This is a genomic window from Pseudomonas maumuensis (assembly GCF_019139675.1).
GTDB lineage: Bacteria > Pseudomonadota > Gammaproteobacteria > Pseudomonadales > Pseudomonadaceae > Aquipseudomonas > Aquipseudomonas maumuensis.
In genome coordinates this window covers 1,425,004-1,440,620 of record NZ_CP077077.1, presented here as the reverse complement: position 1 = coordinate 1,440,620, position 15,617 = coordinate 1,425,004, and the positions used below count along the sequence as shown (strand labels likewise).

Annotated in this window: 13 protein-coding genes; 9 read left to right on the top strand and 4 right to left on the bottom strand. The window is 66.4% G+C overall.

The window, feature by feature from the left end; all coding sequences use genetic code 11:
* The first annotated feature begins 61 nt into the window (after window positions 1-61).
* A complete protein-coding gene (locus KSS90_RS06680; protein WP_046856697.1) occupies window positions 62-520 on the top strand; it encodes an Lrp/AsnC family transcriptional regulator in 459 nt (152 codons plus the stop codon).
* Between the two features lie 120 nt (window positions 521-640).
* Here the strand turns inward: KSS90_RS06680 and KSS90_RS06675 are convergent, their stop codons facing one another.
* A complete protein-coding gene (locus tag KSS90_RS06675) occupies window positions 641-2,968 on the bottom strand; it encodes an FdhF/YdeP family oxidoreductase (RefSeq protein ID WP_217868688.1) in 2,328 nt (775 codons plus the stop codon).
* Between the two features lie 254 nt (window positions 2,969-3,222).
* Between KSS90_RS06675 and moaA the strand changes: the two genes are divergently transcribed.
* Window positions 3,223-4,227 (top strand): GTP 3',8-cyclase MoaA, encoded by a 1,005-nt coding sequence (moaA, locus tag KSS90_RS06670; protein ID WP_217868687.1) that lies wholly within the window; start codon window positions 3,223-3,225, stop codon window positions 4,225-4,227.
* Between the two features lie 21 nt (window positions 4,228-4,248).
* The gene (locus tag KSS90_RS06665; RefSeq protein ID WP_217868686.1) at window positions 4,249-5,148 is read left to right on the top strand and encodes a bestrophin family protein; all 900 of its coding nucleotides are present in this window, start codon (window positions 4,249-4,251) and stop codon (window positions 5,146-5,148) included.
* 160 nt (window positions 5,149-5,308) lie between these two features.
* Here KSS90_RS06665 and moaB read toward each other — a convergent pair whose 3' ends face one another.
* Complete coding sequence (gene moaB / locus KSS90_RS06660) at window positions 5,309-5,848, bottom strand: molybdenum cofactor biosynthesis protein B (protein ID WP_139673042.1); 540 nt, start codon at window positions 5,846-5,848, stop codon at window positions 5,309-5,311.
* Between the two features lie 192 nt (window positions 5,849-6,040).
* Here moaB and KSS90_RS06655 point away from each other — a divergent pair, with 192 nt between their 5' ends.
* Window positions 6,041-6,928, top strand: coding sequence for a LysR family transcriptional regulator (locus tag KSS90_RS06655; RefSeq protein ID WP_217868685.1), 888 nt, complete (start codon window positions 6,041-6,043; stop codon window positions 6,926-6,928).
* On the opposite strand, the gene KSS90_RS06650 is transcribed toward KSS90_RS06655, so the two are convergent.
* Window positions 6,916-7,695 carry an AraC family transcriptional regulator gene (locus KSS90_RS06650; protein WP_217868684.1) on the bottom strand — a complete coding sequence of 260 codons (780 nt, stop codon included), beginning with the start codon at window positions 7,693-7,695 and terminating at the stop codon, window positions 6,916-6,918. The genes KSS90_RS06655 and KSS90_RS06650 overlap by 13 nt on opposite strands.
* A 244-nt stretch (window positions 7,696-7,939) precedes the next feature.
* Here KSS90_RS06650 and KSS90_RS06645 point away from each other — a divergent pair, with 244 nt between their 5' ends.
* The 5 genes from KSS90_RS06645 to KSS90_RS06625 all read left to right on the top strand — a co-directional run bounded on the left by KSS90_RS06645 (window position 7,940) and on the right by KSS90_RS06625 (window position 14,466).
* On the top strand, window positions 7,940-9,556 hold the full coding sequence (locus tag KSS90_RS06645) for an APC family permease (protein ID WP_217868682.1): 1,617 nt from the start codon (window positions 7,940-7,942) through the stop codon (window positions 9,554-9,556).
* A gap of 23 nt (window positions 9,557-9,579) precedes the next feature.
* Window positions 9,580-10,506, top strand: coding sequence for a 4-hydroxyproline epimerase (locus KSS90_RS06640; protein WP_217868681.1), 927 nt, complete (start codon window positions 9,580-9,582; stop codon window positions 10,504-10,506).
* A 41-nt stretch (window positions 10,507-10,547) separates the two neighbouring features.
* Window positions 10,548-11,495, top strand: coding sequence for a dihydrodipicolinate synthase family protein (locus KSS90_RS06635; protein WP_217868679.1), 948 nt, complete (start codon window positions 10,548-10,550; stop codon window positions 11,493-11,495).
* A 145-nt stretch (window positions 11,496-11,640) separates the two neighbouring features.
* Window positions 11,641-13,218: an aldehyde dehydrogenase (NADP(+)) gene (locus tag KSS90_RS06630; protein ID WP_217868678.1), complete on the top strand. Its 1,578-nt coding sequence runs from the start codon at window positions 11,641-11,643 to the stop codon at window positions 13,216-13,218.
* Between the two features lie 3 nt (window positions 13,219-13,221).
* Entirely contained in the window at window positions 13,222-14,466 is a 1,245-nt protein-coding gene (locus KSS90_RS06625) for an NAD(P)/FAD-dependent oxidoreductase (RefSeq protein ID WP_217868677.1), read from the top strand.
* A 31-nt stretch (window positions 14,467-14,497) separates the two neighbouring features.
* On the opposite strand, the gene KSS90_RS06620 is transcribed toward KSS90_RS06625, so the two are convergent.
* Window positions 14,498-15,589 carry an NADH:flavin oxidoreductase/NADH oxidase gene (locus tag KSS90_RS06620; RefSeq protein ID WP_217868676.1) on the bottom strand — a complete coding sequence of 364 codons (1,092 nt, stop codon included), beginning with the start codon at window positions 15,587-15,589 and terminating at the stop codon, window positions 14,498-14,500.
* Window positions 15,590-15,617: the final 28 nt, after the last annotated feature.

The following is a 15,617-nucleotide window of genomic DNA, read 5'->3' as shown; positions in this document are numbered from 1 at the left end:
CAACGTTCGCCTTGAGCGGCTAATCTCGGGAAACTTTTCCCGCAATCGGCGACACGACGTCATGGACAGTTTCGACCAGCACATCCTCACCCTGCTCCAGCGCGATGCCTCGCTGTCCCTCAAGGACCTCGCCGAAGCGGTCAACCTGTCCACCACGCCATGCTGGAAGCGGGTCAAGCGCCTGGAAGAGGAAGGCTATATTCGCGGCCGTGTCGCCCTGCTCGACCCCGAGCGCCTGGGCCTGGGCCTGACGGTGTTCGTCCAGCTCAAGACCCAGCGCCACGACAGCGCCTGGCTGGCGCAGTTCGCCGCCACGGTGACGGCGTTCGAGGAAGTGATGGAGGTGTATCGCATGTCCGGCGACTGGGACTACATGCTGCGGGTAGTGGTGGGCGACATCGCCGCCTACGACCGCTTCTACAAGAAGCTGATCACCAGCACCGACGGGTTGTCGAACATCACTTCGAGTTTTGCCATGGAGCAGATGAAGTACACCACGGCGTATCCGGTGGGGCGCTGAAATGATCTCTGGCAGGACCGGCCTCATCGCCGGCAAGCCGGCTCCCACCCCGACGGCGTCGACCTCAAGCCAAACGCCATCCCTGTGGGAGCTGGCTTGCCAGCGATAAGGCCGGCCCTGTCAGTCAGCCAGGGTGGCCTCGATCCGGTTCCCCGCCTTGGCCTTCTCCAGCCTGATCGCCACGAACTTCGATGTTGGTGTGTAGGTTCCCTCACCGTAGCTTTCCAGCGGCACCAATGGATTGGTCTCCGGGTAATAGGCCGCCGCCTGCCCTTCAGGCACGTCATAGGCCACCAGGCGGAAGCCCGACACTCGCCGCTCGAGGCCGTCCTCCCACAACGACACGATATCCACCTGCTCGCCCGGCTCGAAGCCCAGGCGGCGGATATCGGCCTCGTTGACGAACACCACCTCGCGCAGCCCGAACACGCCACGGTAACGGTCATCGAGCCCATACAGCGTGGTGTTGTACTGATCGTGGGAGCGCAAGGTCTGCAGGATCAGGTCCGGCTTGTCACCGCGGGCCAGCACAGCCGCGTTGACCAGTTGCTCCGGCAACTGGCTCGGGGTGAAACGCGCCTTGCCGGTGGCCGTGCGGAAGTTGCGGTCCGCGGCGTGGTTGCCCAGATGGAACCCGCCCGGATGCTGCAGGCGGGCGTTGAAGTCGGCGAAGCCGGGAATCACATCGGCGATCATGCTGCGGATGCGGCCATAGTCGGCAATCGCGTAGTCCCAGTCGATGGGTCGATTGCCCAGGGTGGCCTTGGCCATGCCGGCGACGATGGCCGGCTCCGAACGCAGCAGTGCAGAACGCGGTTTCAGCTGGCCATGGGAGATATGCACCATGCTGAAGGTGTCCTCCACGGTGACGCCCTGCGGCCCTTCGGCCTGGATATCGATCTCGGTGCGGCCCAGGCAAGGCAGGATCAATGCATCGCGCCCGGTGACCAGGTGCGAGCGGTTGAGCTTGGTGGAGATCTGCACGGTCAGCTCACAGTTGCGTAGCGCCGCATGGGTACGCGGGGTGTCCGGAGTCGCCTGGGCGAAGTTGCCGCCCAGGGCGACGAACACCTTGGCCCGCCCTTCTTCCATTGCCTGGATCGCCAGCACGGCGTTATGGCCGTGCTCGCGGGGCACCTTGAACTGGAAGCGTTTCTCGATGGCGTCGAGCAGCGCCGTCTTGGGCTTCTCGTCGATGCCCATGGTGCGGTCGCCCTGCACGTTGCTGTGGCCGCGCACCGGCGACAGGCCAGCGCCGGGTTTGCCGACGTTGCCGCGCAGCAGCTGCAGGTTGACGATTTCCTGCACGGTAGGCACCGAATGGCGGTGCTGGGTGACGCCCATGGCCCAGCACATGATCACCCGCTCGGCCTTGCGGTACATGCGCGCGGCCAGCTCGATCTCGGCCTTGTTCAGGCCCGACTGCTCGACGATATGCTCCCAGGGTGTGGCGTCCACCACGGCCAGGTAGGCCTCGACGCCACTGGTGTGCTCGGCAATGAAGGCGTGATCGAACACCGGCGGCTCGTCGTTCAACTGCGCCTCGCGCTCCCACTGCAGGAGGAACTTGGCAATCCCGCGCATGGCCGCCATGTCGCCACCCAGCGCCGGACGGAAGTACGCAGTGTTGGTCGGCTCGGAGCCGTTGCTGAGCATCTCGAACGGGTGCTGCGGATGCTGGAAGCGCTCGAGCCCGCGCTCTTTGAGCGGGTTGAAGCAGACCACCTGGGCACCACGCTTGACCGCCTCGCGCAGCGGTTCGAGCATGCGCGGGTGGTTGGTGCCGGGGTTCTGGCCAATCACGAAGATCGCATCGGCCAGCTCCAGGTCATGGAACACCACGGTGCCCTTGCCCACGCCGAGGGTTTCGGCCATGCCCACGCCGCTGGCCTCGTGGCACATGTTCGAGCAGTCGGGGAAATTGTTGGTGCCGTAGGCACGCACGAACAACTGGTAGAGGAACGCCGCCTCGTTGCTGGCCCGGCCCGAGGTGTAGAACTCGGCCTGATCGGGCGAAGCGAGGTCGTTCAGGTGCCGGGCGACCAGGGCAAATGCCTCGTCCCAGCTGATCTCGACGTAATGATCGGTGGCCGCGTCGTAGCGCATCGGGTGGGTGATGCGGCCCTGGTACTCGAGCCAGTAGTCGGTCTGTTCGAGCAAGGCGCTGACGCTATAGCGGGCGAAGAACGCCGGATCCACCGAGCGCCCGGTAGCTTCCCAGTTGACCGCCTTGGCGCCGTTCTCGCAGAACTTGACCATGTCGCTTTCCGGCGATTCGCCCCAGGCGCAACCCGGGCAGTCGAAACCACCGTTCTGGTTGGTCTTGAGCATGGCCCGCAGGTTCTTGAAGGCGTTCTCGCTGCCCAGCCAGCTCTTGGTCACGCTCTTGAGCGCGCCCCAGCCGGCGGCCGGCCCCTTGTAGTCCCTGATGTGTTCGTCCTGGCTCATGCTGCGCTTCTCCGCACGGTGTTTTTTCCAGCCTAAGAAGCGCCCCCTGCTGCGTCCAATCGAAATAAATGACGGCGTGATAAAGCGTTTCGATCACCGGGCCCGGCCCTTGGCCGGCGCGGCCTGCAGCCGTGATAGAGGAGACTGATCGAATGGTCGGGCAAAGCAATTTGACGCCAATGGGCGCAGGTTATAGCTTGGACCTTATCCGCGGCCTTTCGCCGCCCCCAGCCACTTCAATGTCGAGCGCGAACGTGGAAAAGAACCCCCAGGCCCTGATCGACGGTTTCAACCGCAAAGTCGATTACCTGCGGATGTCGGTTACCGACCGCTGCGACTTTCGCTGCGTCTATTGCATGGCTGAAGACATGCAGTTCCTGCCGCGCCAGCAGATTCTCAGCCTCGAAGAGCTGTACCAGGTCGCCGAGCGTTTCGTCGCCCTGGGCACCCGCAAGATCCGCCTGACCGGCGGCGAGCCGCTGGTACGCCAAGGCATCGTCGAGCTCTGCGGGCGCATCGCCGCCCTGCCCGGCCTGCGCGAACTGTGCTTGACCAGCAATGGCTCGCAGCTTGGCCGCCTGGCCCAGCCGCTGTTCGATGCCGGCGTGTCGCGCCTGAACATCAGCCTCGACAGCCTTGACCCCGAGCACTTCCGCGCCCTGACCCGCACCGGCGACCTAGCGCAGGTGATCGCCGGGATCGACGCCGCGCGCGCCGCGGGCTTTCGCCGCACCAAGCTCAACGCGGTGGTGCTCAAGGGCCGCAACGACCACGAGATCGTCGACCTGGTGCGTTTCGCCATCGACCGCGAACTGGATATCTCGTTCATCGAAGAAATGCCCCTGGGCGTGATCAGCGAGCACGAGCGCGGCGAATCGTTCTGCTCCAGCGACGACGTACGCGCGCGCCTGGCCGAGCACTTCACCCTGGTCGAGTCGGCCGAGTCGTCCCAGGGCCCGGCGCGCTACTGGCGCCTGGCCGAGGCGCCCAACACCCGGGTCGGTTTCATCTCGCCCCACAGCCACAACTTCTGCGCCACCTGCAACCGCGTGCGCCTGACCGTCGAGGGCCGCCTGTTGCTGTGCCTGGGCAACGAACACTCGGTGGACCTCAAGCAGGTCATGCGCCAGCGCCCCGGCGACAGCGCCCGCCTGGAAAAAGCCATCCGCGACGCCATGCAGCTCAAACCCTACCGTCACCACTTCGAAGTGGGCGGCGAGGTGCAGATCCTGCGCTTCATGAACATGACCGGCGGCTGATCGGCCGCCTCTGGAACCGCCTTGATCGTCCACTCACGCCCCGACCTGCTGCGCGTGCTGTTCACCCTCAAAGGCTCGATCGTCCAGCGCATCGCCCTGCGCTGCCTGGCGGTGACCTTGCTCGCGGCGCTGATCGTGCTGGTCGAGCGGCACTACCCGGCGCTGTTCTACCCGGTCAGCGCCACGCCCTTCACCCTGTTGGGGCTGTCGCTGTCGATCTTCATGAGCTTTCGCAACAACGCCTGCTACGACCGCTGGTGGGAAGGCCGCAAGGCCTGGGGGCGGATGATCATCGAGGTGCGCTCGTTCGTGCGCGAAAGCGTGGTGATCAAGGATGAGGCGCTGCGCAAGGAACTGCTGCGCAGCCTCTGTGCCTTCGCCCATGCCCTCAATGCCCGGCTGCGCAACGAAGACGAGCTCGGCGCCGCCCGCCCCTGGCTGGGCGAGAAGGCGCAGATCGTGGCGCACAATGTCTGCGACGGCATCCTGCGTGAGGTGGGTGAACATTGTTCACGGCTGGCGGAGCGTGGCGCGATCAGCGAGTTCCGCTACACCTTGCTGGAGCAGCGCCTGGCCGGCCTGTCGGACGTGCAGGCCACCTGCGAGCGGATCAAGGGTACGCCACTGCCGTTCCCCTACACCCTGCTGCTGCACCGCACCATCTACATCTTCTGCCTGCTGCTGCCGTTCGCCCTGGCCGAACCGCTGGGCTGGCTGGCGCCGCTGTTCACCACCATCGTCAGCTACACCTTCTTCGGCCTGGATGCGATCGGCAACGAGCTGGAAGACCCCTTCGGACGGGATGAGAACGACCTGCCGACCGACGCGCTGGTGCGCACCATAGAGCGCGATGTGCTGTCGGCCCTGGGGCATGAGCCACTGCCACCGGCGTTGGTGCCGGTGGATCATGTGTTGAGCTGACATTGCCGGGGCTGCTGCGCAGCCCTATCGCCGGCAAGCCGGCTCCCACAAGGCAGAGTGCCCCCCCTGTGGGAGCCGGCTTGCCGGCGATAGGGCCGTACCGGCTACAACTGTGTTGAGGTAATGCGTGGGAACGAACTTGCTCCGCGATAGAGTCGGATCAACCGCGGCTTTCGCAGGCCCCGATCGGCTTCAGGTGCGGGACGAAGTTGCACGGCCGGTGCCGCGCATCCAGCTGCTCGGCCAGGATCCCCTCCCATGCCGTGCGGCAGGCGCCGGTCGAGCCCGGCAGGCAGCACACCAGGGTGCCGTTGGCCATGCCGGCCAGGGCCCGGCTCTGCACGGTCGAGGTACCGATATCGAGAATCGACAAGGCGCGGAACAATTCACCGAAGCCGTCGATGCGCTTGTCCAGCAGGCAGTCCACCGCTTCCGGCGTACTGTCGCGACCAGTGAAACCGGTGCCACCGGTGATCAGCACCACCTGCACCTGTTCGTCTGCGATCCAGGTGGCGACCTGGGCGCGGATCTTGTACAGATCGTCCTTGAGCAGCTCGCGCGCCACCAGGCGGTGGCCCACGCCGACCGCGCGGCTGGCCAGCAGCTCGCCGGAAGTGTCGGTCTCGAAGGTGCGGGTGTCGCTGACGGTCAGCACCGCGATGTTCAGCGGTACGAACACCGCGTCCGGTTTCACGCTCATGGCCTTTGCTCCAGGATTGGCTTGGCGGCCACGTTAGAGAGAAGCCCCGGTAGCGTCCAATCGATAGCGCGTACCGGGTGATCGACGGTTTCTATCGCCTGCCCGCCACGGGCCAGCGAATTTGTCAGCAATGATTAGCCAGGTGCTTCACTCTTGGTTAAGGTCTACCCACCCCGCAACCCAGGCCGCACCATGGACATCAAACAGCTCAAGTTCCTCATCGCCCTCGACCAGACCCGCCACTTCGGCCAGGCGGCGGCGCTGTGCCACATCACCCAGCCGACCCTGTCCATGCGCCTGCGCAACCTCGAAGACGAACTCGACCTGGTGCTGGTCAAGCGCGGCCAGCGCTTCGAAGGCTTCACCGAAGCCGGCGAACGCATCCTGGCCTGGGCCCGCACCCTGCTCGCCGCCCACGACGGCCTGCAGGCCGAGGCCGCCAGCTGCCGGGGCCAGGTGGTCGGCAGCCTGCGCCTGGGCACCGTGCCGCTGGCCAGCTTCAACCCCATGCAACTGCTGATGCCGTTGCGCGCGAAGTACCCCGAGCTGCATTTCCAGCTTTCGTCGCTGAGCTCAGAGCAGGTGATCGACGGCCTGAGCCGCAACCAGCTCGACCTGGGCATCTGCTACCTCGACCAGGTCAACACCAGCTTCTTCGAAGTGATCGAGCTGAGCATCACCACCATGGGCCTGCTGCACGACACCCGGCACTTCCAGTTCGAGGTCGACAGCCTGCACTGGGAAGAGCTGGGCGAGCTGCCACTGGGCCTGCTGAGCAAAGGCATGCACTACCGCCAATCACTCGACCTGAGCTTCCGCAGCCGCGGCCTCACGCCCAACGCCGTGCTCGAGAGCGACTCGACCTTCCAGCTGATCCAGGCGATCAACACCGGCGTGTGCTGCGCGATCATGCCACTGGACTGCGGCCTGGAAGACCTCAGCCAGCACATGCGCATCATCCCGGTGCAGGAGGCGAGCATCCACAGCCCGGTCGGCCTGCTGTTGCGCCGCAGCGAGCCACGCTCGGCCATCGCCGAACAGTGTTTCGACGAGGCCCGCGCCCTGTTTCAAGCTTCCTGAGCCGTGGCCTGGCGGTACTGGCGCGGGGTAAACCCGGTCAGTTGCCTGAACTGCCGGCTGAAGGCGCTGTGGTCGGTGTAGCCGCAGCGCAGCGCCACCTCGATGATCGGCAGGTCGCTGTGCAGCAGGTGGTGCGCATGTTCCAGACGGGCCTTGTGGATCATCTGCCGGGGTGTGAGGTGAAACACCCGCTTGCAGTAGCGCTCCAGCTGCGCCACCGAGATGCCGGCTATGCGGGTCAGCTCGCCCATGCTGATCGGCTGGTGGAAATGCGCGCGGATAAACGCGTCCACGGCGGCCAGGCGCTGGTAGGCGGGGTGGGTGTCGGCGGCTGACTGAAGGTCAACCGAAATGCCCACCAGGCCGATGATCGCCCCCGCCGCATCGTACAGCGGACGTTTGTGGGTCAGGCACCAGCCCGGCTCGCGGCTGCCGTACAGGTGCAGTTCAAGCTGGTCCTCCAGCACCTGGCCCTGCTCCAGCACCCGGCGATCCTGCTCGGTGTAGCCGGGGCCCAGGCGCGCCGGGAATACCTCGGCGCTGGTCTTGCCCAGCAGCGGTTGCAGGTGCTTCAAACCGCAGCGCTGGACCAGCGTGCGGTTGGCCAGCACATAGCGGGCCTGGTCGTCCTTGATGAAGATCGCCGCATTGGCGATGACGTCGAGCATCGGTAGCAGCCAGACCACGCCGGTGAGCAAGGCTTCGAGGGATTCGGGGCGGTGCTGGTCGAGGTGCTGGTACAGCGCAGTCAACGGTTGCTCGGACATGCGGTCATCTCTAGTGGTTCTGGCGCCCTGCAAGCCTAGTCAGCAGTCCCCATCGGGCGCCAGCATTTGCTCCCGACTATGCCGATTTCGTCACCCACCTTGCAGAAAACCATCAAGAACCGAGCCCCCGATCGGTCCACTCTATGCCCCACGCAAGCCGCCCCATGACCTACAAGAACGCGGCGCATGCCGCTGCATCGTGACATCAGACCTGCCTATCCAAAACCTACAAGAAGGCGCACCCATGTCAGGCAAATTCAAGAAACAGCTGTCACTGCTGGACCTCACCTTCATCGGCCTCGGTGCCATCTTCGGCTCGGGCTGGCTGTTCGCCGCCAGCCACGTCTCGGCCATCGCCGGGCCGGCCGGCATCCTCTCCTGGTTCCTCGGCGGTTTCGCCGTGCTGCTACTGGGCATCGTCTACTGCGAGCTCGGCGCCGCCCTGCCACGGGCCGGCGGCGTGGTGCGCTACCCGGTGTACTCCCACGGCCCGCTGCTCGGCTACCTGATGGGTTTCATCACCCTGATCGCCTTCTCCAGCCTGATCGCCATCGAGGTGGTCGCCTCGCGCCAGTACGCCGCGGCCTGGTTCCCGGCGCTGACCAAGAGCGGCTCCAGCGACCCGACGGTGCTCGGCTGGCTGGTGCAGTTCGCCCTGCTGGGGCTGTTCTTCGTGCTCAACTACCGCAGCGTGAAGACCTTCGCCAAGGCCAACAACCTGGTCAGCGTGTTCAAGTTCATCGTGCCGCTGCTGGTGATCGGCGTGCTGTTCACCTTCTTCAAACCGGAGAACTTCGAAGTCCAGGGCTTCGCCCCGTTCGGCCTATCCGGCGTGGAGATGGCGGTGTCGGCCGGCGGCATCATCTTCGCCTACCTGGGCCTGACCCCGATCATCTCGGTGGCCAGCGAGGTGAAGAACCCGCAGCGCACCATCCCCATCGCGCTGATTCTCTCGGTGCTGCTGTCCACCGCGATCTATGCCCTGCTGCAACTGGCGTTCCTCGGCAGCGTGCCGACCGAGATGATTGCCAACGGCTGGGCCGGGGTGACCAAGGAACTGGCCCTGCCCTACCGTGACATCGCCCTGGCCCTGGGGGTCGGCTGGCTGGCCTACCTGGTGGTGGCCGACGCGGTGATCTCGCCCAGCGGCTGCGGCAACATCTACATGAACGCCACCCCGCGAGTGATCTACGGCTGGGCGCAGACCGGCACCTTCTTCAAGTACTTCACCCGCATCGACGAGCAGTCCGGCATCCCGCGCCCGGCGTTGTGGCTGACCTTCGCCCTGGCGGTGTTCTGGACCCTGCCGTTCCCGTCGTGGGAAGCGCTGATCAACGTGGTCTCCGCCGCCCTGGTGCTGAGCTACGCCGTGGCCCCGGTGTCCGTGGCCGCCCTGCGCCGCAGCGCCCCGGACATGGCCCGGCCGTTCCAGGTCAAGGGCATGGCCGTGCTCGGCCCGCTGTCGTTCATCATCGCCGCGCTGATCGTCTACTGGTCGGGCTGGAACACCGTGTCCTGGCTGCTGGCGCTGCAGATCGTGATGTTCGTGCTGTACCTGCTGTGCCGGCGCTTCGTGCCTACCGAACACCTGTCGCTGGGCCAGCAGGTGCGCTCGTCGGCCTGGCTGATCGGCTTCTACGCCGTGACCATTTTCCTCTCCTGGCTGGGCAGCTTCGGTGGCCTGGGCGTGATCGGCCACCCGCTGGATACCGTGGTCGTGGCTGCCAGTGCCCTGGGCATCTACTACTGGGGCGCCGCCACCGGTGTGCCGGCGCGGCTGGTGCGCCTCGATGGCGACGACGAAAGCGAAGCCGCCAGCGAGGCCCATGCCGCCCAACACCCCGCCGCCGTCGCCTCTTGACCCACTACCCAATGGACACGCCGATGAAACACGTTCATGTGATCGACTCCCACACCGGCGGCGAACCGACCCGCCTGGTGATGAAAGGTTTCCCACAGCTACATGGCCGCAGCATGGCCGAGCAGCGCGACGAACTGCGCGAACTGCACGACCACTGGCGCCGCGCCTGCCTGCTGGAGCCGCGCGGTAGCGATGTCCTGGTGGGCGCGCTGTACTGCCCCCCGGTGTCTGCGGATGCGACCTGCGGGGTGATCTTCTTCAACAACGCCGGCTACCTGAACATGTGCGGTCACGGCACCATCGGCCTGGTCGCCTCGCTGCGCCACCTTGGCCTGATCGGACCGGGCATGCACAGGATCGACACACCGGTCGGCCAGGTCAGCGCCACCTTGCATGACGACGGCTCAGTCACTGTCGGCAACGTGCCGTCCTACCGCTACCGCCGTCAGGTGGCGGTGCAAGTGCCAGGGCATGGCCAGGTGTGCGGCGACATAGCTTGGGGCGGCAACTGGTTCTTCCTGGTCTCCGACCACGGCCAGCGTATCGAGCTGGACAACCGCGAAGCCCTCACCGACTACACCTGGGCCCTGCTCAAGGCCCTCGAAGCACAAGGCATCAGCGGCGAGGACGGCGCCCCGATCGACCATGTCGAGCTGTTCGCCGACGACGCCAACGCCGACAGCCGCAACTTCGTCATGTGCCCCGGCAAGGCCTACGACCGCTCGCCCTGCGGCACCGGCACCAGCGCCAAGCTGGCGTGCCTGGCCGCCGACGGCAAGCTCGCCGAAGGCCAGACCTGGGTCCAGGCCAGCATCACCGGCAGCCGCTTCCAGGGCCGCTACGAACGCGACGGCGAGCGCATTCGCCCGTTCATCACCGGCCGCGCCCACATGACCGCCGACAGCATCCTGCTGATCGACGAACAGGATCCGTTCGCCTGGGGCATCTGACCCCGTTGATTTCCCACTGAATACCGCCAGGAGTGACAACAATGACCGACAACATCTTCACCGGCACCATGCCCGCCCTGATGACTCCCTGCACCGCCGAGCGCAAGCCGGACTTCGACGCCCTGGTGCGCAAGGGCCGCGAACTGATCGAGGCCGGCATGAGCGCGGTGGTGTACTGCGGCTCGATGGGCGACTGGCCGCTGCTGACCGAGGCCGAACGCCAGGAAGGCGTGGCGCGCCTGGTGGCCGCCGGCATCCCGACCATCGTCGGCACCGGCGCGGTGAACACCCGCGAAGCCGTATCCCATGCCGCCCACGCCGCCAAGGTCGGTGCCGCCGGCCTGATGGTCATCCCCCGCGTGCTGTCCCGTGGCGCCTCGCTGATCGCCCAGAAGCACCACTTCTCGGCGATCCTCGCCGCCGCGCCGAAGCTGCCGGCGGTGATCTACAACAGCCCCTACTACGGCTTCGCCACCCGCGCCGACCTGTTCTTCGAACTACGCCGCGAGTACCCGAACCTGATCGGCTTCAAGGAGTTCGGCGGCGGCGCCGACCTGCGCTACGCCGCCGAGCACATCACCTCCCAGGACGACGCCGTGACCCTGATGGTCGGCGTCGACACGCAAGTGGTGCATGGCTTCGTCAACTGCAACGCCACCGGCGCCATCACCGGCATCGGCAACGCCCTGCCCCGCGAAGTCTTGCAACTGGTCAGCCTGAGCAAGCGCGCCGCCAAGGGCGATGCCAAGGCCCGGCGTCAGGCACGTGAGCTGGAAGCAGCGCTGGCGGTACTGTCGTCGTTCGATGAAGGCTGCGACCTGGTGCTGTACTACAAGCACCTGATGGTGCTCAACGGCGACACCGAGTACCGCCTGCACTTCAACGAAACCGATGCCCTCAGCGACGCCCAGCGCAACTATGCCGAGCAGCAGTACGCGCTGTTCCGCAGCTGGTACGCCAGCTGGTCGGCCGAACAGAACCAGGCCTGATTCCAGGAGCTGCTTCACCCCCCATCGCCAGCAAGCCAGCGCCCACAAGTTTCAAGCCTTGCGCAGTACCTGTGGGAGCCGGCTTGCCGGCGATGGGCCGCACAGCGGCCCGCTTTCTCCCGAATTCAATCCCAAAGGACGCCCCATGACCCTGACAGGCAACCTGCTGATCGGCCAGCGTGCCGTGCCCGGCAACCGCGATGCGATCCACGCCATCGACCCGGCCACCAACACTAAGCTCGACCCACCCTACGCCGGCGCCAGCGGCGAACAGGTGGCTCAGGCCTGCGCCCTGGCGTGGGCGGCATTCGATACCTACCGCGCAACGCCCCTCGAACAACGCGCCGGTTTTCTCGAAACCATCGCCGATCAGATCGAAGCACTGGGCGATGCGCTGATCGACCGCGCCCACGCCGAAACCGGCCTGCCCAAGGCCCGCCTGCTGGGTGAGCGTGGCCGCACCTGCGCCCAGCTGCGCACCTTCGCCCGGGTGGTACGCGCCGGTGAGTGGCTGGATGTGCGCGTGGACAATGCCCTGCCCGAGCGCCAGCCGCTGGCCCGCCCGGACCTGCGCCAACGCCAGGTGGCCCTGGGCCCGGTGGCGGTGTTTGGCGCCAGCAACTTCCCGCTGGCCTTCTCGGTGGCCGGCGGCGACACCGCCTCGGCACTGGCCGCGGGCTGCCCGGTGGTGGTCAAGGCCCACGGCGCCCACCCCGGCACCAGCGAGCTGGTCGGCCAGGCGGTGGCCCGGGCGGTCGCGCAGTGCGAACTGCCCGAAGGCGTGTTTTCCCTGTTGTACGGCGCGGGCCGTGAAGTGGGCATCGGCCTGGTCACTGATCCACGTATCAAGGCGGTCGGCTTCACCGGTTCGCGCACCGGCGGCCTCGCTCTATGCCAGGCCGCACAGACTCGCCCAGAGCCGATCCCGGTCTATGCCGAGATGAGCTCGATCAATCCGGTGTTCCTGTTCGATGCCGCCCTGCATTCGCGCAGTGAAACCCTGGCGCAAGGCTTCGTCACGTCGCTGACCCAGGGCGCCGGCCAGTTCTGCACCAATCCGGGTCTGGTGATCGCCCGGCAGAGCCTGGCCCTCGAAGACTTCCTGGTTGCCGCCAGCGCCCATGTTCGACAAGCCACGGCGCAGACCATGCTCACCCCAGGTATCGCCAGTGCCTACGTCAGCGGCGTAGCAGCACTGAGCGAAAACCAAAACGCCCGGTGCGCGGCGAGCGGTCTGCCGGCACAGGGGTCGAACCAGTGCCAGGCTCAGTTGTTCGTCACCACCGCGCAGGCGTTTCTTGCCGACCCTACGCTGCAAGCCGAAGTGTTCGGCGCTACCTCACTGGTGGTGGCATGCGACAACGATGAACAAATCCGTCAGGTGGCCGAGCATCTGGAAGGCCAACTGACCGCCACCCTGCACCTGGACGAGGCCGATCTGCACAGCGCCCGCCGCCTGCTGCCGACCCTCGAACGCAAGGCCGGGCGGATCCTGGTCAATGGCTGGCCGACCGGGGTCGAGGTCAGCGACGCCATGGTCCATGGCGGCCCGTTCCCGGCCACCTCGGACGCCCGCAGTACCTCGGTGGGCACTGCGGCGATCCTGCGCTTCCTGCGCCCGGTGTGCTACCAGGACTTCCCCGACGCCCTGCTGCCCGGTGCATTGCAGCAGGCCAATCCGCTGCACCTGCGGCGGCGGCTCGATGGCCAGCGGGAAGCCTGAACCATGACCGCCACTGACACGGACATCGCCGTGGTCGGCGCCGGCATTGTCGGCGTCGCCTGCGCCCTGCAGCTGGCACGCCAGGGCCGACGGGTGCTGCTGATCGATCGCCAGGCACCGGGCCACGGCGCTTCGTATGGCAACGCCGGGCACCTGGCCACCGAGCAGGTGTTTCCCATCGCCGACCTGTCGATCCTCAAGCGCCTGCCAGCCATGCTGCTGGACCCGATGGGCCCGCTGCGCCTGGACTGGAAGTACCTGCCGCGCGCCCTGCCCTGGTTCGCCCGGCTGCTGCTGAACCTGCGCCCGGCGCCGTTCCAGCGCAGCGTGGCGGGCATTCGGGCGTTGAATGAAAACAGCCTTGGCGCCTGGCAACGGCTGCTCGCATCCATCGACCGCAGCCCCTTGCTCAAGGAAGACGGGTCGCTGCTGGTGTTCGAACGCCATGAATCGCGCCAGGCCCTCGCGGCGCTGCGCGCCCGCATGCAGGCACAGGGCGTCCCCGTGGACCTGTGGTCGGCAGAGACGGTGAGCGAAGCTGCGCCGCAGTTGAGCCCGTCGATCCTGGGTGGTTTGTTCTTCCCGCGTACCGGTCACTTCCTCGACCCTTATCAAGTGGTCTGCGAACTGTTCAGCGCCGCAAGGGTCAGCGGCGTACGCTTTCTGCGCGCCGAGGTCAGTGGCGGCCGGGTGCATGGTCAGGGCGTCAGCCTTGCCAGCGACCAGGGCCCCGTCGAGGCCAGCCAGGTGTTGATCAGCACCGGTGCCCACTCGGCCAAGCTCACCGCCACCCTGACCGGCCGGCGGGTGCCCCTGGATACCGAGCGCGGCTACCACCTGATGCTGCCGGCGGAGCAGCAGCGCCTGCCGTTTGCCGTCACCTCGCTGGAGCGCAAGTTCATCATGACGCCCATGGCCGACGGCCTGCGCCTGGCCGGCACGGTGGAGTTCGCCGGGCTCGAGGCGCCGCCGAGCATGCAGCGGGCGTGGCAACTGCACAGGTTGAGCAAGGGTTTGTTCCGGCGCGAACTGGATGCCGAGGGGGCAACGCCGTGGATGGGGTTCCGGCCTTCGTTGCCGGATTCACTGCCGGTGATCGATCGGGTGGCCGATGGCAAGGTGTTGCTGGCGTTCGGGCACCAGCATTTGGGGCTGACCCAGGCGGCGGTGACGGCGGAATGGATGGGGCGGTTGGTAAATGGCGAAGACTGCCCGCAAATCAGCGCCTATCGATTGAGCCGCTTTTGAAACGGGGGCCGCGTGGCGGCCCCTGCCTCACTCAGCGATAACGCTCGAGCCAGTGCGCATAAGGTGCTGGCAAGGTCCACGATGCCTTGTCCACGCCCAGGGCCTTGGCAGCGGCATACGGCCAGTGCGGGTCAGCCAGGTGCGCACGCCCCACCGACACCAGGTCCAGCTGGTTGGCCTGCAACGCGCCTTCGGCCAGCTCCGGGGTACCGAAGCCCCAGGCCGAGGTCACCGGCAGCTTGGCCTCGCGACGCACACGTTCGGCGATCGGGCCCATGAACGCCGGCCCCCACGGGATGTTGGTCTCGGGAATGGTAAAGCCAACGCTGACACTCAGCAGGTCCAGGCCACCGGCCTTGAACCGGCGCGCCAGTTCAATGGATTCCTGCAGGGTCTGCTCGTCACGGCCGTCATACTCCAGCACGCCAAAGCGAGCGGTCAGCGGCAGGTTCTCCGGCCACACTTCACGTACAGCGGCCAGGGTTTCCAAAAGGAAGCGCGTGCGGTTGTCGAAGCTGCCGCCGTAGGCATCGGTGCGCTGGTTGGAATGCTCGGAGAAGAAGCTCTGGCCCAGATAACCATGGGCAAAATGCAGCTCGATCCATTCGAAACCGGCATCGCGGGCACGCCGTGCGGCATCGACGAAGTCCTGCTTGACCCGGGCGATATCGTCCAGGGTCATGGCTTTCGGCACTTTCGGCAGGTGACTGCCGAAGGCGATGGCGGATGGGGCGATGGTGTCCCAGCCGCGGGCATCGTCGGCGGCGATGTGGTCGTCACCTTCCCAGGGGCGGTTGGCGCTGGCCTTGCGCCCGGCGTGGGCGATCTGGATGCCCGGCACGGAACCGGCGGCCTTGATCGCCTTGACCACCGGCACGAACGCCTGGGCCTGGGTGTCGTTCCAGATCCCGGCGCAGCCGGGGGTGATGCGCCCTTCCGGCGAAACGGCGGTGGCCTCGACCACCACCAGGCCAGCGCCACCACGGGCCAGGCCCGCGTAATGCACCTGGTGCCAGTCATTGATCAGGCCATCTTCGGCCATGTACTGGCACATCGGCGGAATGGCGATGCGGTTGCGCAGGGTGACGTCTTTGAGGGTATAGGGTTCGAACAATGCGGCCATGAGGTGACTCCAGGGATGGGGTGGATAC

Bases quoted from the DNA above. Each gene is read 5' to 3' on its own strand.
- KSS90_RS06680 (WP_046856697.1), top strand. From the start codon at position 62: ATGGACAGTTTCGACCAGCACATCCTCACCCTGCTCCAGCGCGATGCC.
- KSS90_RS06675 (WP_217868688.1), bottom strand. From the start codon at position 2,968: ATGAGCCAGGACGAACACATCAGGGACTACAAGGGGCCGGCCGCCGGC.
- moaB (WP_139673042.1), bottom strand. From the start codon at position 5,848: ATGAGCGTGAAACCGGACGCGGTGTTCGTACCGCTGAACATCGCGGTG.
- KSS90_RS06655 (WP_217868685.1), top strand. From the start codon at position 6,041: ATGGACATCAAACAGCTCAAGTTCCTCATCGCCCTCGACCAGACCCGC.
- KSS90_RS06650 (WP_217868684.1), bottom strand. From the start codon at position 7,695: ATGTCCGAGCAACCGTTGACTGCGCTGTACCAGCACCTCGACCAGCAC.
- KSS90_RS06645 (WP_217868682.1), top strand. From the start codon at position 7,940: ATGTCAGGCAAATTCAAGAAACAGCTGTCACTGCTGGACCTCACCTTC.
- KSS90_RS06640 (WP_217868681.1), top strand. From the start codon at position 9,580: ATGAAACACGTTCATGTGATCGACTCCCACACCGGCGGCGAACCGACC.
- KSS90_RS06635 (WP_217868679.1), top strand. From the start codon at position 10,548: ATGACCGACAACATCTTCACCGGCACCATGCCCGCCCTGATGACTCCC.
- KSS90_RS06630 (WP_217868678.1), top strand. From the start codon at position 11,641: ATGACCCTGACAGGCAACCTGCTGATCGGCCAGCGTGCCGTGCCCGGC.
- KSS90_RS06625 (WP_217868677.1), top strand. From the start codon at position 13,222: ATGACCGCCACTGACACGGACATCGCCGTGGTCGGCGCCGGCATTGTC.
- KSS90_RS06620 (WP_217868676.1), bottom strand. From the start codon at position 15,589: ATGGCCGCATTGTTCGAACCCTATACCCTCAAAGACGTCACCCTGCGC.